Source organism: Haloarcula sp. NS06 (assembly GCF_051122755.1).
In the GTDB taxonomy this organism is placed as follows: Archaea; Halobacteriota; Halobacteria; order Halobacteriales; family Haloarculaceae; genus Haloarcula.
On the sequence record NZ_CP184844.1, the window covers coordinates 45,675 to 61,751 of the forward strand.

General features: G+C 64.4%; 18 protein-coding genes. 12 read left to right on the forward strand and 6 right to left on the reverse strand.

The window, feature by feature from the left end; genetic code table 11:
- Positions 1–3: 3 nt before the first annotated feature.
- On the reverse strand, positions 4–309 hold the full coding sequence (locus ACODNH_RS03755) for a hypothetical protein (protein ID WP_004516266.1): 306 nt from the start codon (positions 307–309) through the stop codon (positions 4–6).
- A gap of 178 nt (positions 310–487) precedes the next feature.
- Between ACODNH_RS03755 and ACODNH_RS03760 the strand changes: the two genes are divergently transcribed.
- From ACODNH_RS03760 to ACODNH_RS03770, 3 genes are all read left to right on the forward strand, one after another.
- Positions 488–1,864: an adenylosuccinate synthase gene (locus ACODNH_RS03760; protein ID WP_434530937.1), complete on the forward strand. Its 1,377-nt coding sequence runs from the start codon at positions 488–490 to the stop codon at positions 1,862–1,864.
- A 113-nt stretch (positions 1,865–1,977) separates the two neighbouring features.
- Positions 1,978–2,172, forward strand: a complete 195-nt coding sequence (locus tag ACODNH_RS03765) for a methytransferase partner Trm112 (RefSeq protein WP_004956717.1) — start codon at positions 1,978–1,980, stop codon at positions 2,170–2,172.
- A gap of 33 nt (positions 2,173–2,205) precedes the next feature.
- Positions 2,206–2,769, forward strand: a complete 564-nt coding sequence (locus ACODNH_RS03770) for a DUF7524 family protein (RefSeq protein ID WP_434530938.1) — start codon at positions 2,206–2,208, stop codon at positions 2,767–2,769.
- Positions 2,770–2,779: 10 nt separating this feature from the next.
- On the opposite strand, the gene ACODNH_RS03775 is transcribed toward ACODNH_RS03770, so the two are convergent.
- On the reverse strand, positions 2,780–3,856 hold the full coding sequence (locus tag ACODNH_RS03775) for a DR2241 family protein (RefSeq protein WP_434530939.1): 1,077 nt from the start codon (positions 3,854–3,856) through the stop codon (positions 2,780–2,782).
- A 187-nt stretch (positions 3,857–4,043) separates the two neighbouring features.
- Here ACODNH_RS03775 and ACODNH_RS03780 point away from each other — a divergent pair, with 187 nt between their 5' ends.
- Positions 4,044–5,144 (forward strand): M48 family metalloprotease, encoded by a 1,101-nt coding sequence (locus ACODNH_RS03780; RefSeq protein WP_434531423.1) that lies wholly within the window; start codon positions 4,044–4,046, stop codon positions 5,142–5,144.
- Positions 5,032–6,147, forward strand: coding sequence for a PQQ-binding-like beta-propeller repeat protein (locus ACODNH_RS03785; RefSeq protein WP_306707611.1), 1,116 nt, complete (start codon positions 5,032–5,034; stop codon positions 6,145–6,147). Before ACODNH_RS03780 ends, ACODNH_RS03785 begins: the two co-directional genes overlap by 113 nt.
- Here the strand turns inward: ACODNH_RS03785 and ACODNH_RS03790 are convergent.
- Together ACODNH_RS03790 and ACODNH_RS03795 are read right to left on the reverse strand one after the other, a co-directional pair.
- Entirely contained in the window at positions 6,144–7,025 is an 882-nt protein-coding gene (locus ACODNH_RS03790) for a CbiX/SirB N-terminal domain-containing protein (protein WP_306707613.1), read from the reverse strand. The two genes, ACODNH_RS03785 and ACODNH_RS03790, sit on opposite strands and share 4 nt — an antisense overlap.
- 114 nt (positions 7,026–7,139) lie before the next feature.
- Positions 7,140–7,298 (reverse strand): hypothetical protein, encoded by a 159-nt coding sequence (locus tag ACODNH_RS03795; RefSeq protein WP_306707615.1) that lies wholly within the window; start codon positions 7,296–7,298, stop codon positions 7,140–7,142.
- Between the two features lie 214 nt (positions 7,299–7,512).
- Here ACODNH_RS03795 and ACODNH_RS03800 point away from each other — a divergent pair, with 214 nt between their 5' ends.
- The 5 genes from ACODNH_RS03800 to corA all read left to right on the forward strand — a co-directional run bounded on the left by ACODNH_RS03800 (position 7,513) and on the right by corA (position 11,460).
- Positions 7,513–7,998 (forward strand): DUF7523 family protein, encoded by a 486-nt coding sequence (locus ACODNH_RS03800; protein ID WP_306707617.1) that lies wholly within the window; start codon positions 7,513–7,515, stop codon positions 7,996–7,998.
- 47 nt (positions 7,999–8,045) lie between these two features.
- On the forward strand, positions 8,046–9,524 hold the full coding sequence (gene cysS / locus ACODNH_RS03805) for a cysteine--tRNA ligase (protein WP_434530940.1): 1,479 nt from the start codon (positions 8,046–8,048) through the stop codon (positions 9,522–9,524).
- A 106-nt stretch (positions 9,525–9,630) separates the two neighbouring features.
- A complete protein-coding gene (locus ACODNH_RS03810; protein WP_306707621.1) occupies positions 9,631–10,272 on the forward strand; it encodes a DUF6517 family protein in 642 nt (213 codons plus the stop codon).
- A 43-nt stretch (positions 10,273–10,315) separates the two neighbouring features.
- Positions 10,316–10,486 (forward strand): hypothetical protein, encoded by a 171-nt coding sequence (locus tag ACODNH_RS03815; RefSeq protein ID WP_306707623.1) that lies wholly within the window; start codon positions 10,316–10,318, stop codon positions 10,484–10,486.
- Positions 10,483–11,460, forward strand: coding sequence for a magnesium/cobalt transporter CorA (gene corA, locus ACODNH_RS03820; protein ID WP_434530941.1), 978 nt, complete (start codon positions 10,483–10,485; stop codon positions 11,458–11,460). The genes ACODNH_RS03815 and corA overlap by 4 nt, the downstream gene beginning before the upstream one ends.
- Here corA and ACODNH_RS03825 read toward each other — a convergent pair.
- Together ACODNH_RS03825 and ACODNH_RS03830 are read right to left on the reverse strand one after the other, a co-directional pair.
- On the reverse strand, positions 11,455–12,681 hold the full coding sequence (locus ACODNH_RS03825) for a tripartite tricarboxylate transporter permease (RefSeq protein ID WP_434530942.1): 1,227 nt from the start codon (positions 12,679–12,681) through the stop codon (positions 11,455–11,457). The two genes, corA and ACODNH_RS03825, sit on opposite strands and share 6 nt — an antisense overlap.
- 52 nt (positions 12,682–12,733) lie before the next feature.
- Positions 12,734–12,892: a hypothetical protein gene (locus ACODNH_RS03830; RefSeq protein WP_306707629.1), complete on the reverse strand. Its 159-nt coding sequence runs from the start codon at positions 12,890–12,892 to the stop codon at positions 12,734–12,736.
- A gap of 68 nt (positions 12,893–12,960) precedes the next feature.
- Here ACODNH_RS03830 and ACODNH_RS03835 point away from each other — a divergent pair, with 68 nt between their 5' ends.
- Together ACODNH_RS03835 and ACODNH_RS03840 are read left to right on the forward strand one after the other, a co-directional pair.
- Entirely contained in the window at positions 12,961–14,178 is a 1,218-nt protein-coding gene (locus tag ACODNH_RS03835; protein WP_306707631.1) for a molybdopterin molybdotransferase MoeA, read from the forward strand.
- Positions 14,175–16,055 carry a molybdopterin biosynthesis protein gene (locus ACODNH_RS03840; protein WP_434530943.1) on the forward strand — a complete coding sequence of 627 codons (1,881 nt, stop codon included), beginning with the start codon at positions 14,175–14,177 and terminating at the stop codon, positions 16,053–16,055. The genes ACODNH_RS03835 and ACODNH_RS03840 overlap by 4 nt, the downstream gene beginning before the upstream one ends.
- Positions 16,056–16,077 lie beyond the last annotated feature (22 nt).

Below are 16,077 nucleotides of genomic sequence, written 5' to 3' on the forward strand. Positions count from 1 at the left end.
AGCTTAACCTTCGATTTCGGCCGCGTCTTCGATCTTCATACCTTCGAGCTTATCGATGATTTCGTCGACCTTCTCGTCGAGGTCGTCAACGAACTCACCGGTCTGTTCGGTCGTGATTGCGCCCTGGCTGGAGGGCTCGATGAGGTTCTCCTCTTCGAGAACGCGCAGGGAGTACCGCACCTTGTGGTGCGGGTAGCCGGTTTCGTTGGACATCTTCACGATACCGATAGGCTCGTTCTCAATAACCATGCGAAGCACCTGCAAGTGGCGCTCCAGCATGTCAACTTCCTTTTCAAGCCTGTCTATCATGGCAATTGTTAACTTGTGTTTGCGGTATTTAAAGGTTCTCCCTCGGGTAATCGCTACAACGTTGATACGTTTGAACAGGGGTGTCTTAAAACCGTCGTAACGGTTCACATGGGTACTGCTCACGAGCGTAAATTCCGGACCGTAATCTGTTTATCACGGTGGCTGGAAGGTGCGTGCGATGACCGTAACCATCGTCGGCTCACAGCTCGGCGACGAAGGGAAGGGCGGCATCGTCGACCTGTACGGCGACGACGTAGATGTCGTCGCGCGCTATCAGGGCGGCGACAACGCCGGCCACACCGTCGTCCACGAGGGCGAGGAGTACAAGCTCTCGCTAGTTCCGAGCGGAGCCATCCGCGGCAAGGTCGGCGTCCTCGGCAACGGGTGCGTCGTCAATCCGCGAACGCTGTTCGACGAGATAGACACGCTCCAGGAACGCGGCCTCGACCCGGACGTTCGCATCGCCGAACGAGCACACGTCATTCTCCCGTTCCATCGCGTGCTCGACGGTATCGAGGAAGAACTAAAAAGCGAAACAGATGACGAAGTCGGGACGACGGGCCGGGGTATCGGCCCGACCTACGAGGACAAGGCCGGCCGCCGCGGCGTCCGCGTCGGCGACCTGCTCGACCCGGACGTACTCCGAGAGCGCCTCGAATACGTCGTCCCGCAGAAGCGGGCCGTCGTCGAGGACGTGTACGACCTCGACGTCGACGAGCTTGACGACCCGGCTGCCTTCGACGTGGACGCCATCTTCGAGGAGTTCCGCGAGTTCGGCCGTCGCTTCGAGGCCGAGGACATGACCGTCAACGCCGGGGCCTTCCTCAGCGCGACCATCGACGAGGGCCAGAACGTCATGCTGGAGGGTGCACAGGGGACCATCATCGACATCGACCACGGGAACTACCCCTACGTTACCTCCTCGAACCCGACGGCCGGCGGCGCGGCGACCGGGACCGGACTCAGTCCCGGCGTCGTTGGCGACGGCGAAGTTATCGGGATCGTGAAGGCGTACCTCACTCGCGTCGGCAGTGGCCCACTGCCGACCGAACTCGGCGGCGTCGTCGGCGACACGCCCGGCTACGACGAGCAGGGCGAGGGCGAAAACGAGGAGCTGGCGAACTACATCCGGGAAGAAGGCGGCGAGTACGGTACCGTTACCGGGCGGCCACGACGCGTCGGCTGGCTCGACCTGCCGATGCTGCGCCACTCTACGCGCGTCTCCGGCTTTACCGGCATCGCCATCAACCACCTCGACGTACTCGCCGGCCTCGATGAAGTGAAGGTCGGCCACACGTACACGCTCGATGGCGAGGAGCTGGCGTCGATGCCTGCGACCACCGAGCAGTGGGCCAAGTGCGAGGCGAACTTCCGGTCCTTCGACGGCTGGCCGGAGGTCGACTGGGCAGACGCCGCCGAAGAGGGGTACGACGCACTCCCCGAGAACGCGAAGGCCTACGTCGAATACATCGAATCCGAACTCGACACACCGGCCTACGCCATCGGTGTCGGTCCCGGCCGCGGCGAAACTATCGTCCGCGAACAGCCGTTCTGAGCGGCTCTTCTCTCGGATTCGGCGTTTAAATACTCACGTATCCCTATCCAGCGATGGGGCCATATTACTGGGAGAGCGGCAGACTTTTGCGACCGCCGGTCTTGGTCGAATGTATGAAAGAGGACCTGATGGAAATTATTTGCTGCCCTCTGGACAAGCACGACCTCGACCTCGAAGTGACGGAGCGCGACGACGGCGAGATTCTGTCGGGCGAACTCACCTGTACCGAGTGTAGCGAGACGTTCCCCATCGAAGACGGCATTCCGAACCTGCTTCCGCCGGACATGCGCGACGAGGCACCGGCCTGAACCTTTTTTTCCTCGCCCCGCGGAGTCACGTCCGTGCCTGACTCCCTGCCCGTGCACCTCAATCGGACGGACATCCACAGCCTGGAGGTTCCACACGAGTTCGACGCGACAGGGAGTTTCGACGTACAGCTAGTCAACCACGGCGAGGCGCTGCACGTCCATCTCCACCTCGACGACTCGCTCTCTTCGGTCGCGTCGCTCGATGCCACGAACCATCACGTGCGGGCCGAAACCGACCGATTGGCCAGAGTGACCGTCGACGGTGACGGACCAGTCCGTGGCAAGCTGAAGGTCGTGACTGGATACGGTGCCGAGACCCGATACATCGATATTTTCATTCCGGAAGGCGGGACGGAGAACGACCCGGTCATCGTCGACGAGGAACTGTCGAAGCCACAGCCGAAACCGGCCACGGAATCAGAACCCGGTCTCGAAGATCTGTCTTCGGGACCGATACTGGCGGCTGGCGGTTTCACGGCTCTGATTGCGGGACTCATCACGATAATACTCACTGAAAGCATGCTGCTGACCGTCGGTGCCGTACTCGCGGTCACAATCGTGCTTGGACTCCTGTTAGTCGCCCTTCGCTCGTCCTGAAGCCCCGTTACTACTCCGTCTCGACGCCGCCGAGGTTCCCCTCGTCGTCGAACAGCTTCGCCCGCAGGAACCGTGCACGGTACCGATTGGCTCCCTCGTAGATGTCTGCTTCACGGATATCGTCTGCCTCGCCGTCGGCGACGGCATCGATAATGGCTTCCAACTGTTCTTTCTCGCTAGGTGTGAGTTCGAACTCGTAGGTCTGGCTCGTCTCGCCCTCGAGTTTCGTCCACTGGCGTGCGCCGGCGATGACGAGCGAGCAGGGTTCACGGCAGGGGAATTTCCCCGAACCGCCGTCAACATCGAGTTCCGTCTCGTCGTCGTACTGCCACTCCCGGCGCTTGAGACACTGAGAGTCGTCACAGCAGGCTTCGGCGACCCAGTTGACGTGTTCATAGCCGTCGCCGCGGTCCCAGGTCTTGACGACGCCGTAAATCCCGGTCTGTCGGTCAACGGTGTCGCGCCAGTGGCTCACGTCCAACTCGCCCTCGCGCTCACGGTGCCAGTTCGAAATCGTGGCCGGATAGAAGAAGTCCACCGTCTGGACTAGTTCCGTCGGCTCGAGTTCGGGAAACACCCAGCCAGACTGGAGAGTGGGGGCTGTTTTCAGCGGGCGGTAGCGGTCACGGTCGTCGTGTTTGGCGAGGGTACGAGCGTCCAGTGGGTCGTCGTACGCGTCCAGCGAATCGGCGTCTGTCCCTGCGTCGTCGACGTGGCGGAGGTCGTATACCCGCTCGTCGTCCTCGTCCAGTGTCACGGTAATCGAGAGCTCACCCCACGTCGTCGTCAGCCCCGCTCGTAACTGGTCGTATCGGTCCGGAATCGGCGTCGACTCGGCATTTTCGAGCCACCGGAGATACGCCCAGCGAGGCTCCGCCTGTGGCGCTTTTGCGTGCCAGAAGTACCAGTTCGAGATGTACTCGGGGTACGACGCGGCCAGGCCATCGAGGTCCGCGATACTCGTAGCCTCTGACTCCGCTGTCGTCTCGACGGCGTAGCGTCCACCCTCGATCGCTGCCTCGATACCGTCGAACGCGATACCGTCCGACGCTGCCTCGGCGAACGCCTCGACATGGGTGTCGTCCATACCGCCGCCGTAGGTGTCGCACCGGGAAAAGTCGCCTGTTCCGGCAATCGGAGTGAAGATAGTTCCAGATTCGATAGGATTATATTTTACAAGAATAGTAAGTGATTTATGATGTCTTGGTGGGGGCAGCCTGTGCCCGGAGGTGGACGCTATGGACTGGCCAACTGACCGAGGGTTACAGGTCCGAATGGCGACTGCTGTCGTCCTTGTGGCTCTCCTCCCGGTGGGGTTCGTCTACGCGGGCCTTGCAGTCGTGAACACCGCTGGAATATGGCTGGCGAAGCTGGCCACCGACTGGGTGCTGGCCGGCAAGTTCTACATCAAGCCGTGGCTGGTCGCTGGTGCCGTCGTGCTTGGATTCGCCACGCAGTTGGCCGTTGGCGACACCATCGCCCTACAGGCGCTGGATGCTCGCCCTGTGGGTCCCGACGACGAACCCGGTCTGGTTGAAAACGTGGCACGGCTGGCGCAATCAGTGGACCTTCCGGCACCGGCAGTCGCCATCGCGGACAGCGACGCGCCGAACGCATTCACCGTCGGCCGGAGTCCCGACAGCGCCACGCTGGTGCTCACGACTGGACTGCTTGACGCACTCGACGCCGACGAGCGCGACGCCGTCATCGCCCACGAACTCGCTCACATCAAGAACCGCGACGCGACTGTGATGTCGCTTTCCTACGTGCTCCCGACGCTAACCTACAGCCTCGCAGCCAGCACCCTCGGCCTCCTTCAGGCCATCCCCGGTGCCTTCACTGGCTTCCGACATACCGACAGCGACAGCGCCCGTGGCCTCTTACTCGGTATCTTTATTTTGACAGTCAGTGCCTTATTGACGCTCGCTGTCTCAGCCGTGTTCTGGCTCGCCAGTTTCACGCTGTTTCGCGTGCTCTCGCGGTACCGCGAGTACGCCGCAGACCGCGGGGCCGTCGCTATCACCGGCGACCCCGCGGCGCTCGCCAGCGCGCTGGCGACCATCGATGACGAGATGGCGGCGGCCCCGGACCACGACCTCCGGGCGCAAGACGGTGGTCTCGACGCGCTCTACATCGCGCCAATCGACGAGACACAGTTCGCAGACGCGCCTAATTTCGTTGCCAACGACGTGCTCCCCGAGACCCATCCACCGACCGAGGCGCGCATCGAACGACTGGAGGCGATGGCCACGGGGGACCGACGTGACGGAGTACAGCCGCCGAACGGTTCTTACGGGCCTGACCGGCGTTGTCGGGTCGCTCGCCGGGTGTGGCTATCGCCCCGGCCCGGGCGACAAGAAGTGGGAGACGGCTGATGACGGCGGCCGGCTGGTCACGCTGGTGGATGAGACGCTGTTCGAAGTGACGTTCGATGCGACGCGCTTCCTTGACGACTACCCGGTAGGCGCTGTTGCTCGATACACACTCGCTGATGGGGCCAGATTGGGTCGCTTCGAGTTCAAGGGCGTAGCTACGGACTGGGCCAGCGACGGAGCCCACCTATACGTGGGAACGGAAGCCAGCCGCGTCGTCGCGGTGGCCGGCGACGGACGAGCCTGGACCGAAACCGTCGACCACCCAGTAGCCAGTGTCGCCGCCGCTGACGGCCACGTATACGTCGGGACCGACGGCGGCGACCTCATCGCCTTCGACGGCGAGAGCGGCGCCGAGCGGTGGTCGAAGTCGCTTCCTGTCCCCGCCGACCCATCCAAGAGCGACCTGCCGACAGTCGGTGCGGGACACGGCGGACTCGCCGTCGACTGGGGGACCAGCGAGGAGTACCGACTCAACGTGTACGCCCCAGACGGTTCGGTTCTGTGGGACCAGACTCTCCAGCGGAGCCTCAACGGCCGGCCGCACGTGCGCGGCGACACGGTTTACGCCCGCTCGGAATACCTCCAGGCGTTCAACCGCGACTCGGGGACGCGCCGCTGGGTCACCGAAGACATTACCACCCCGGATGGACCGTTGTGGTTCAGCCGTGACGGCGAAATCGTCTACATTCCCGATCGCAACGCCCTGATAGCGATTGCCACCGCCGACGGCGAAGAACTGTGGCGGTTCAATGATGAGCGGTTGGCGGCCATGGAGCGAGGGCGAAGCGAATTCGACATAGATCTTGGGGCAACGGGCGCGGTCCCGGCCCCGGACGGCGGGTCAGTGTTTCTCAACACGAAGCACCACGGGCTGTTTCAGTTTGGGACCGACGGCACTCTCCGCTGGCACGAACCTCGTCTCGACTTCAGTTTTCTCTATGCAGTTACCGAGGACACCATAGTCCACTCGGGGACCGAAGCACTCGTCGCTCGCTACCGCTAGTCCCCAGCGGCAGTAGTGCCCCCGCCGGTCTCCTCACGCACCTGCTCGATGGCGCTGCTCACATCTGCGCCCGCGTCGGCGGCCCGTTCGAGCACCACATCAGCCATTAGCGGCTCCGTCCCGACCGCGCCGGCGTACCAGATATCGTGGCCTTCGACGGTGGTCGGCACGTCGTAGCCCGTCCGGTAGTCGTCGGTCAGGCCCATGTCCTCGGGGATGTCCTCCTGCGTGTGGAAGCCGTCGGCGATGAACAGCGGGACGACGACGATGTCGTCGCTCTCGAAGTAGTCCGCGACGTCGTCGACCTCGGGGTCCTCGTCCATGAACAGCGACTGCACCTCGTCAAAGCGGTCCCGGTCGCGGATGCGGTCAGCGTGGTACTGGATCGCCTTCGCGGAGTTCTCGTTTCGCTCGGTGCCATGGCCGACGACCGCGAGGCCGAATCCCTCGCCGACACCGGGGTCACCGGTGACGGACTCGGCCCGCTGGACGATGACATCGCTCATCGAATCGTGCGTTCCGACCGGGCCGCAGTAGTGGACCGTCTGGTCCGTGTCCTCGGCGGCCAGCGTCGCGTTGGTCGCGCTCGTCCCGTCGGAGTTCCACAGCTCGGGGTCCCAGTCTTCCAGTCGGAACTCCCGGGGGATGACCTGCTCGGTGAAATAGCCCTCCGAGATGAACAGCGGGATCAGATACACCTCGTCGGCGTCAACGGTCCGCAGCGCCTCCCGGAACGACGGTTCCTCCTTCCAGAAGGACTCACGGACCTCAGCGAACGCGTCGGTCGCCCGAATCGTGTCCGCGTGGTCGTAGGTGGGCGTACTCGACTCGGCGTTCAGATGGGAGCCGTGAGCCGCGATAACGAGTGCTTCGTCCATACTTACCGGTTGGTGCGAGCCGTCCTTAGGGCCTTCGTTGGTCTGTCCGGCTAGCCGGCAGGCTGTGTAATGGGAAGCCGCGAAAGTATGTCGTTGCCGACCGATTCCACCTAGTCACAGCCCGAACAGGAGGACGTAGAACAACAGTCCGGCGGCTGCCAGCAGTGCGGCGTGTCCCAGCGCGCCGGCGACCACGACGAGGCCACCAATAACTCGTTCCGCCGTTTCTAGGGGCTGTCCGAACACTTGCCGTTCACGTTGTGCAATAGCCATTGTCCTTCCCTCACGTAGAGAGTGAGCGTCCAGAGGGACAATCCCCCTGACTGTTCTCACTTGCTGGGAGCAGTCCACAATTCTGCGGGTTCAGCACGTCCGTAGAGTGGGTATCACGGGGCGATGTGAGGCTTGCAGCTAACTGTCCAGTGGCACCGCGTTCCCTCGTGCCTGATAGAACCGCTTTTGCCCGCGCCGGTCGTGCCTGCCGCCAATGTCACTCGCAGCCGCGACCAGAGACGCCGTCCGCGAGCGCCCGTTCCTCTACGACGCACTTCGGGCCGGCGTCGTCAACTACACGGCCGCCGCACGCACGCTCGACATCGAGGGTGAGGAAGAAGCGATCGCGACTGCGCTCCGTCGGTTCGCCGAGGAATTGCCTGCCGGCTCGCCACACGACAGCGACGCCAGAGTCTCGATGCAGAGCGGGCTTGGGCGGGTCGAATCATCCGACGCGGAGTCAGCTATTGTCCTCGAAGTCGCGGACACCGCCTTCGCCGAGGACGCTGGCTCGCTGACAGCCGTCATCGCCACGGGTGACCTTGCTCCGGCGGCACTCAGCGAGGTGCTGGGACGGCTACGAGCAGCGGATGTCTCCGTCGACGCTGCCGGTGTCACCGACGACGCACTCGTCGTGGTGGTGAGCCGCCGTGCGGGGCCTGACGCGCTCCGAACAGTCGAAGCTGCAGTTCAAAAGTGAGCCGGCTTCCGACGGCTTAAAGCGGGCGGACACAGTTCTCCCGGGTAATGACGCTTCGTGTGACGAACACGTTGACCGGTGAGAAAGAGCCCTTCGAGCCGCGCGACCCAGACTCCGTGTTGCTGTACTACTGTGGGCTGACGACCTCCGACCCGCCCCACCTCGGCCACGCGCGCGGCTGGATCCACGTCGATGTGATGGCCCGCTGGCTCGACTATCTGGGCTATGATGTCCACCACGTCGAGAACCTCACCGACGTCAACGAGAAGATCGTCGCTCGGGTCGGCGAGGACGGCGACAGCGAGGCCGACGTGGCCCGCCACTACGTCCAGCAGGCCATCGACGATATGCGCTCGCTCAACCTCGGCCGCGCGGAGGTGTACCCCCGCGTCTCGGAGCACGTCCCGGAAATTATCGACCTTGTCGAGCGACTCGTTGAGCAGGGCCACGCCTACGAGCAGAACGGCTCCGTCTACTTCGACGTGACAAGCTTCGAGGACTACGGGAAGCTCTCGAATCAGTCCGTCGACGATATCGAATCACAGGGCGCAGACACCGAAGGAGAGAAGCGACACCCTGCAGACTTCGCGCTCTGGAAGGCCGGCGGCGTCGACCCGGCAGACATCGCCGAACATCAACATCCCGAGGCCGCACCCGCCGAAGAAGCCTGCCAGACCGCTCAGACATGGGACTCGCCGTGGGGCGAGGGGCGACCCGGCTGGCACATCGAGTGTTCGGCCATGTCGATGGCTCACCTCGACGAATCCATCGACATCCACGTCGGCGGGCAAGACCTTGTTTTTCCCCACCACGAAAACGAGGTGGCCCAGAGCGAGGCCGCGACCGGCCAGCAGTTCGCGAAGTACTGGCTCCACGTCCGCCTGCTGGAAACCGAGGAGGAGAAGATGTCCTCCTCGCTTGGAAACTACTTCACCGTCGCCGATACCGTTGAGGAGTTTGGCTCCGACGTACTCCGAACCTTCCTGCTGTCGACGGCCTACACCTCGCGGGCGACCTACAGCGACGAGACCATCGCGGAGGCCGAAGAGCGCTGGGACCGCCTTTCCCGTGGCTATGAGCGCGCGGTCGAGGCCTGCGATGACGTGGATGCCTACGCGAAGGTGGCCGACGAGACGCTCCGCGACGCTGTTGAGGACGCCCGCTCGGCGTTCGAAGCGGCAATGAACGACGACTTCAATACACGGGAAGCGATGACCGCACTGCTAGACCTGACGGCCGCAGTGAACTCCCACCTGGATGCCCACGAGCAACGGGACTACCAGGGGCTCCGCCACACCGTCGAAGTGTTCGAGGAACTCGGCGGCGGCATCCTCGGACTGGCGTTTGGCGACGACAGCAGCGGTGACGTATCGCTGGCGGGTGATGTTGTCGACCTGGTCCTAGCCATCCGAGAGCAGGAACGGGACGCTGGAAACTACGAGCGCGCTGACGAACTCCGGGACGAACTCGAAGCGCTCGGTGTCGAGGTGCAGGACACCGACGATGGGCCAACTTATCGGCTCTGAAGCGGAAATAGATCGCTTCTGAACGCGTACCGACTGCCTTCTGTAGTTCGGCTAACACCTTGAACGGCCATGTATTTTATATATTGGACACAGTGTAGGGACAACAATGCGAAAGGGGATACTCATGTTTCTTGTCGGGATACTCGTCGTCTCGTCGGGCTGTACCGGCCTGATAACCGGAGAGACGGTAGAGTTCGACTCCGCACCGGCAACAGTCAGCGACAGTGCGCTCGATGAAACCGGCTACGAGCAGTCAATGGCAGACGAACAGACAATTGAGCGGACGGTCACCGTCGCTGGTCAGGAGCGGACTATCCGCGTCACGAACCACATCCGACAGTACCGGCGCGGCCTTGACCTCGGGCCGGTCGGTGAGGTCAACGCTGGCCGGTTCATCGTCTTCTCGACGCCCAGCGCCAGTGTGGCCGGACAGACACTGAACCCCGCCGCAAGTTGGTCCAACGAACGCCTCGTCGAGGAAGTCGCCAGCCGAAACGACCAGATCAATGACGTTCAGTCCGAGCGTAACCGCACGGTGGAAGCGCTGGGCGAGTCCCGTGAGGTGGCTGTGTTTTCCGGCACGACGGCTATCGAAGGCCAGAATGTCGATGTCCTGATCCACCTCACGAGCTTCGAACACGAGGGCGACGTGGTCGTCGCCGTTGCCGTCTACCCTGAGCGACTTGACGACAGCGAAGGGCCGCGCGTCGATACGCTGCTCGGCGGCCTCTCGCACTCGGGCAACTGACTGCGGGGACACTGTTTTCTTTCGGGCCAGTGATGACGGAGGCATGAATCGGCTGTTTGTCGCCGGAGTGGTGCTCACGCTTGCCGGCATCGTCGGCTACGCCGTCGGGACGAGCGTCGCCTATCCCGGCCGGTCTGTGTCAGTGACGGCGGTGATGGTTGGGTTGACTGTGGTTGCCGTCGGCCACGCCGCGCCGACGGAGGGCACGACGTGATTTCCGCAGTGGTGTACGCCGACGGCCAGGCGATAGAGCACGAGGACCTAGCAGCCGCCCGAACGGCTGACGGAACGACGTGGGTTCACGCCACCGACGTGACCGCCGATGAGGTCGAGGCCGTCAGTTCCGCCTTCGACCTCCACTCACTGGCTATCGAGGACATCAAGAACGATGTCCGGGCGAACGTCCAGGAGTTCAACGCTTACACGTTCGTACTCGTCAAATCTGCGTCGCTTACGCCCGGCGATACGACGTTCGATAAGGAAGTGAAAACAACGTCGCTTGGCCTGTTTGTCGGCTCCGACTGGGTCGTAACGCTGTCGACAGGCGCCGTCCCGTCCGTCCAGCGCGTGATGGACGCTGTCGGCCGCGGGGATGAACGACTCCTCCATCGTGGCCCGGATTTTACTGCCTACCGGGTCATCGATGTCATCGTTGACGCGTATTTCGATCTGCTGGACGAGATCGAGACTGATATCGAACAGATCGAGGAAGAAGTGACCACTTCCACCGATATCGAGACACTCGAACGGATCAACGACGTCCGGCGCGACCTGCTGTCATTTCGCAAGCAGGTCTGGCCGGCACGGGAGGCGATTGGCGTGCTCGCCCGTGGCGACCCCACACAGATTCAGCCACAGACGGAGAAATACTTCCGGGACGTGTACGACCATCTGGTCCAGATTGTCGACCTGACCGAGACCTACCGCGACTTGGTGGCGGGGGCGCGGGACATATACTTGAACACAGTGTCCCAGTCGACAAACGAGGTGATGAAAGTGCTGACCGTCGTCGCGACGATTTTTATCCCGCTGACCTTCGTCGTCGGCGTCTACGGGATGAACTTCGCCGACAGCCCGTACAATATGCCGGAACTGGGCTGGGCGTTCGGCTATCCCGCGGTGATGATCGGGATGGCGATTGTCGTCGGTATCTTGCTCGCTCATTTCCGCCAGCGAGACTACCTATAACGCCAGCGGGACGAGTAACACCCCCATCAGGGTCGCCCGGCGGGACCCGAACCGCGGCGGGAGATGTCCGACCAGTGTGGCGGCTCCGAACGCTCCGATACCAACGAGGCCGGCGAAGAGTGCGGAGAGACAGACGAGGACTGCAATCACCGACAACGAGAGGTATGTCGGGTCCAGTCGGCCGACAATTCGGAGGTACCGGTCGCCCAGTGTCGGGACGAGTATCGCGCCAGCGACGGCAGCGATGGCGACCGCGGCGAGCAGCGCTGGAAGGATCAGCGGGACTTCGGCCCGGTCGAGCGCGACAAGGACACCGGTTCGGGGCGTCCCGAGCGAGATGAGCGCGAACAGTGCAAAGACTGCCGTCGCCGTATTGACGCCACTCGTCGTCACGATGAACGCCCGTGGCCCACGCTCGGCGACAAGCCCCAGTGCCAGTGTGGCCGCGATGGCGCTGGAGACGCCCGGAATGTAGCCGACAGCGCCGCCACAGAGGGTCCCGACACCCGCGAGAACGCCGACTGTTCGCCGCGGCGTCGTCACAGTCGCGTCGGCTTGTGGCGGGACGCCCTCTCCCCCGATAGCCGCCAGAAGCACCGGTGCGCCGAACAGCCCCGAAAACAGTGGGACCAGTACGTCCGACACAGGCAACGCGCCGGTTACCGGCGCATTTAGCAGACCGATGCCGAGCAGCCCGCTGGCGGTGAGTGAACACGCAGCGCCGACCTGCTGGCGGCGGCCACGTTCCGTGATCACGAGCAGGATGGCGACCCCAGCGAGTAGCACCGACAGCCACGGCCGGAGTAGCGGGTACACACGCTTCATTACGAGCGTGAGCGGAACCGCGAGCGGGGCGGCAAACGCCACGGCCAGCCCACTCCCCAGCGCCGATAGGCGAAGCGCCTCCCGACCGCGGCCCTCGATGACCAGCTGGTGGCTCGGCAGCGCACTGGCGGCCATCGCCGGGTCGGGCACACCCAGTGCCAGCGCCGGAATCACGTCGAGAAAGGTGTGTGTCACGCCGGCCGCCAGCATTGCGACGCCGACGTAGAGCCGCGGCCCGGGCAAACTGCTCGCCACCGCGGCGAGCAAGAGCGCAAATGTGTTGGCGTGTAACCCCGGAACGAGCCCGCTGAGCGTTCCCAGTCCGACCCCTGCCCCGATCGCTGTGAGGAGGGCGAGCGTCGCTGTCGGGTCAGCGGCAGGAAGTCCCGGAAGCACACTGAGGCGTGGTCCCGTTCCCGTACTTGAACTTCCGCGACGCGCGGCCCGGCTAATCTTCTACAGCGTGGTGTGGCCCTACTGGGCCGTGTTCGGGGCAGGTCCCAGCGATAGGAGTGGCGTTGAGACAGCAGTGCCGGCTGTCGGTCGCAACCAGTCCTGTCGAGAGTTCGCTCCCGCAGAGGCGACAGCGCAGGTCCGACTCAGCCATACGTTCGCTTCCGACCGAAGCCCCCTGAATCTGGCGAGCTTTTTGGTGTGCCGGCCATTCGTACACATATGAGCAACGAGTCCCGGAAGTCGGCCGGGTTCAAGGACCGAACCCCGGTAACGACGGCCAGGGAGACGCTGCTGGACGCAGTGTCCCCACACGGACGGACGGAGCGTGTCCCGCTGCGCGATGCCGACGAGCGCGTCGTCGCGGGTGAAATCACTGCCGAGCGAGCGGTGCCCCACTACCGGCGGGCGGCGATGGATGGCTTCGCTGTCAGAGCCGAAGACACGTTCAGCGCGAGCCAGCGGTCCCCGGCATCACTTCGGGTCGATGAGGCGGTGACAACGGGCACAGCGGCCCGCGTGCACACGGGCAGCGAACTCCCGGCGGGTGCCGATGCTGTCGTGATTGTTGAGGAGACCGAGGTGACCGGCGACAGTGTCACGGTGTTCGATGCGGTCGCTGGCGGGGAGAACGTCGCCCCTGTCGGCGAGGATGTGGAGCAAGGGCAGACGCTGTACGAGGACGGCCACAGGCTCCGTCCGTCGGACCTCGGATTGCTGAAATCTGTCGGGAACGACACTGTCGAGGTGTACGAGCGACCGACTGTCAGCGTGATTCCGACCGGGGAAGAGCTGGTGCAGGACAACCCTGACCCGGGGGAGGTCATCGAGACGAACGGCCAAACCGTCACGCAGTACGTCGAGCGCTGGGGTGGCGACGCGACGTACCGCGACATCGTCACTGATGACATCGATGCGCTTCGGGCCGCCATCACGGACGATCTGGACCATGACCTCGTCGTGACGACCGGCGGGTCCTCCGTCGGCGAGCGCGATCTGCTGCCGGAGGTCGTCGACGGAATCGGCGAGGTGCTGGTCCACGGCGTCGCGCTGAAGCCGGGCCACCCGGTGGCGCTCGGCGTAGCCGAGGGGACGCCGATTCTGATGCTTCCGGGCTATCCGGTCGCCTGCATCGTCAACGCAGTCCAGTTCCTCCGACTGGCGCTCCGGCGGGCCGGCCACCTCCCGCCGACCGACCCACCCACGACCGAAGCCGAACTGACGCGGAAAATCGCCAGCGAGCCGGGGACCCGAACATACGCGCGGGTGGAACTACACGACGAGGGCGAGCAGACGACCGCGACGCCGACGCGGGCCAGCGGGTCGGGCGTCCTCTCAAGCGTCGCGCTCGCCGACGGCTGGGTCGTCGTGCCGGAATCTGTGGAGGGGTACGACGCCGGTAACACCGTGGCCGTCGAGGACTGGGAGTGGTCACAGTGAGTGACCGCCGCGAGTTCCGCGATCTGGCCTCGCCCGAGGAGGCACACGAGGTCGTTGCGGGCCTCGACGTCGACCCCGAACCTGAGAGCGTTCCCCTTGCGGACGCCCGCGACCGCGTGCTCGCGGAGCGGATCGACGCCGGCATCGACGTGCCGGGGTTCGACCGCGCGAGCATGGACGGCTATGCCGTCCACGCCAGAGACACCTTCGGGGCTGACGAGGCTGACCCGGTAACGCTGTCAGTCGCCGGGGAGGTCCACGCGGGCGAGGAGCCCGACGTAACCGTTGAGCCGGGTTCACTCGCCGAAATCTCGACCGGCGCGGTGATGCCCCCCGGCGCGGACGCCGTCGTGATGGTCGAGCGAACGACCGAGACTGACGACGGGGTCGAGATACGCACGTCCGTCGCACCCGGAGACAACGTGATGCTCGCCGGCGCGGACATCGCGGCTGGGGCGCGCGCGCTCGGTCCCGGAACGCGCATCACACCGCGCGAAATTGGACTCCTGTCGGCGCTGGGCGTCGACGAGGTCCCGGTGCGTGGCCGGCCACAGGTCGGCATCCTCTCGACCGGTGATGAACTCGTCCGTCCCGGAGACCCGCTCGACAGCGCCGCCGGCCAGATTTACGACGTGAACAGCTACACGCTGGCGGGCGCGGTCGCGGAGGCCGGCGGTGACCCGGTGATGTATCCACACGCTGGCGACGACTACGAGGAGATGGAGCGGCTGCTCCACGAAGCAGCCGACGAGTGCGACCTCGTCCTCTCGTCAGGGTCGACCAGCGCCAGCGCGGTCGACGTCATATATCGCGTCATCGAGGAGCGGGGCGAACTCAGGCTCCATGGCGTCGCTGTCAAACCCGGCAAGCCGATGCTCGTGGGCACTATCGGTGACTCGGCGTACGTTGGTCTGCCGGGGTATCCAGTGTCGGCACTGACCATCTTCCAGACCTTCGTCGCCCCGGCAGTTCGGGACGCCGCTGGTCGGGACCCGCCACAGACAGCAACGGTATCTGGCACGATGGCAGTTCAGGAACGCTACGGCGAGGGGCGCAGGCGCCTCATGCCGGCCGGGCTGGTCGAGGACGAGACGGGGTCGCTGCTGGTCTACCCCGTCGACAAGGGCAGCGGCGCGACGACGAGCCTCGTCGACGCCGACGGCTTTGTCGACGTACCGCCGGGGACGGACTACCTTGCCGAAGGGGAGACGGTCGACGTGACGCTGTTCTCTCCGGCAGTCAGGCCGCCGACGCTCTTGGGAATGGGTGAGGACGACCCGCTCCTCTCGCGCCTGCTCGACACGATCGGCCGTCCGCGGTATCTCCCGCTCGGGTCTACCGAGGGACTCCGCCGTCTCGGCAACGGCGTGCCCGATGTCGCCGTCGTCGCAGGGCCGGCCGCAAATGACCACGACGCGGCCGACATCGGCGGCTGGCGGCGCGAGTGGGGGCTGGTCGTCGATGCCGATGCTGACGTAGCCGGCCTGAGCGACCTCATCGACGGTGACTACCGCTTCGTCAACCGCGACACCGCCTCCGGACTGCGCCGGAGCTTCGACGACGCGCTTGATGCCCTCGGCGAGGACCGGGGCGTCAGCCGCACCGAAGTTATCGATGCTATCGATGGGTACGAACTCACGACAAAAGCCCACGAGAGCCCCGCTCGGAAGGTCCTAGCAGCTGATGCGGACGTGGGTCTCGGCCTTCGCGCCACGGCAGCGAAACTCGACCTCGGGTTCGTCCCGCTCGGGACCCAGCCGGTTCGGGTGCTCGCGAACCCGGATCGACAGGAGAAAGACAGCGTCGGTGCGCTCGCCGAGGCGCTCAAGGACCTCGACCCACTACTTAGCGGGATGGCTGGGATGGAACCGCAGTGACGGAATCGGCTTGAACGCGCAG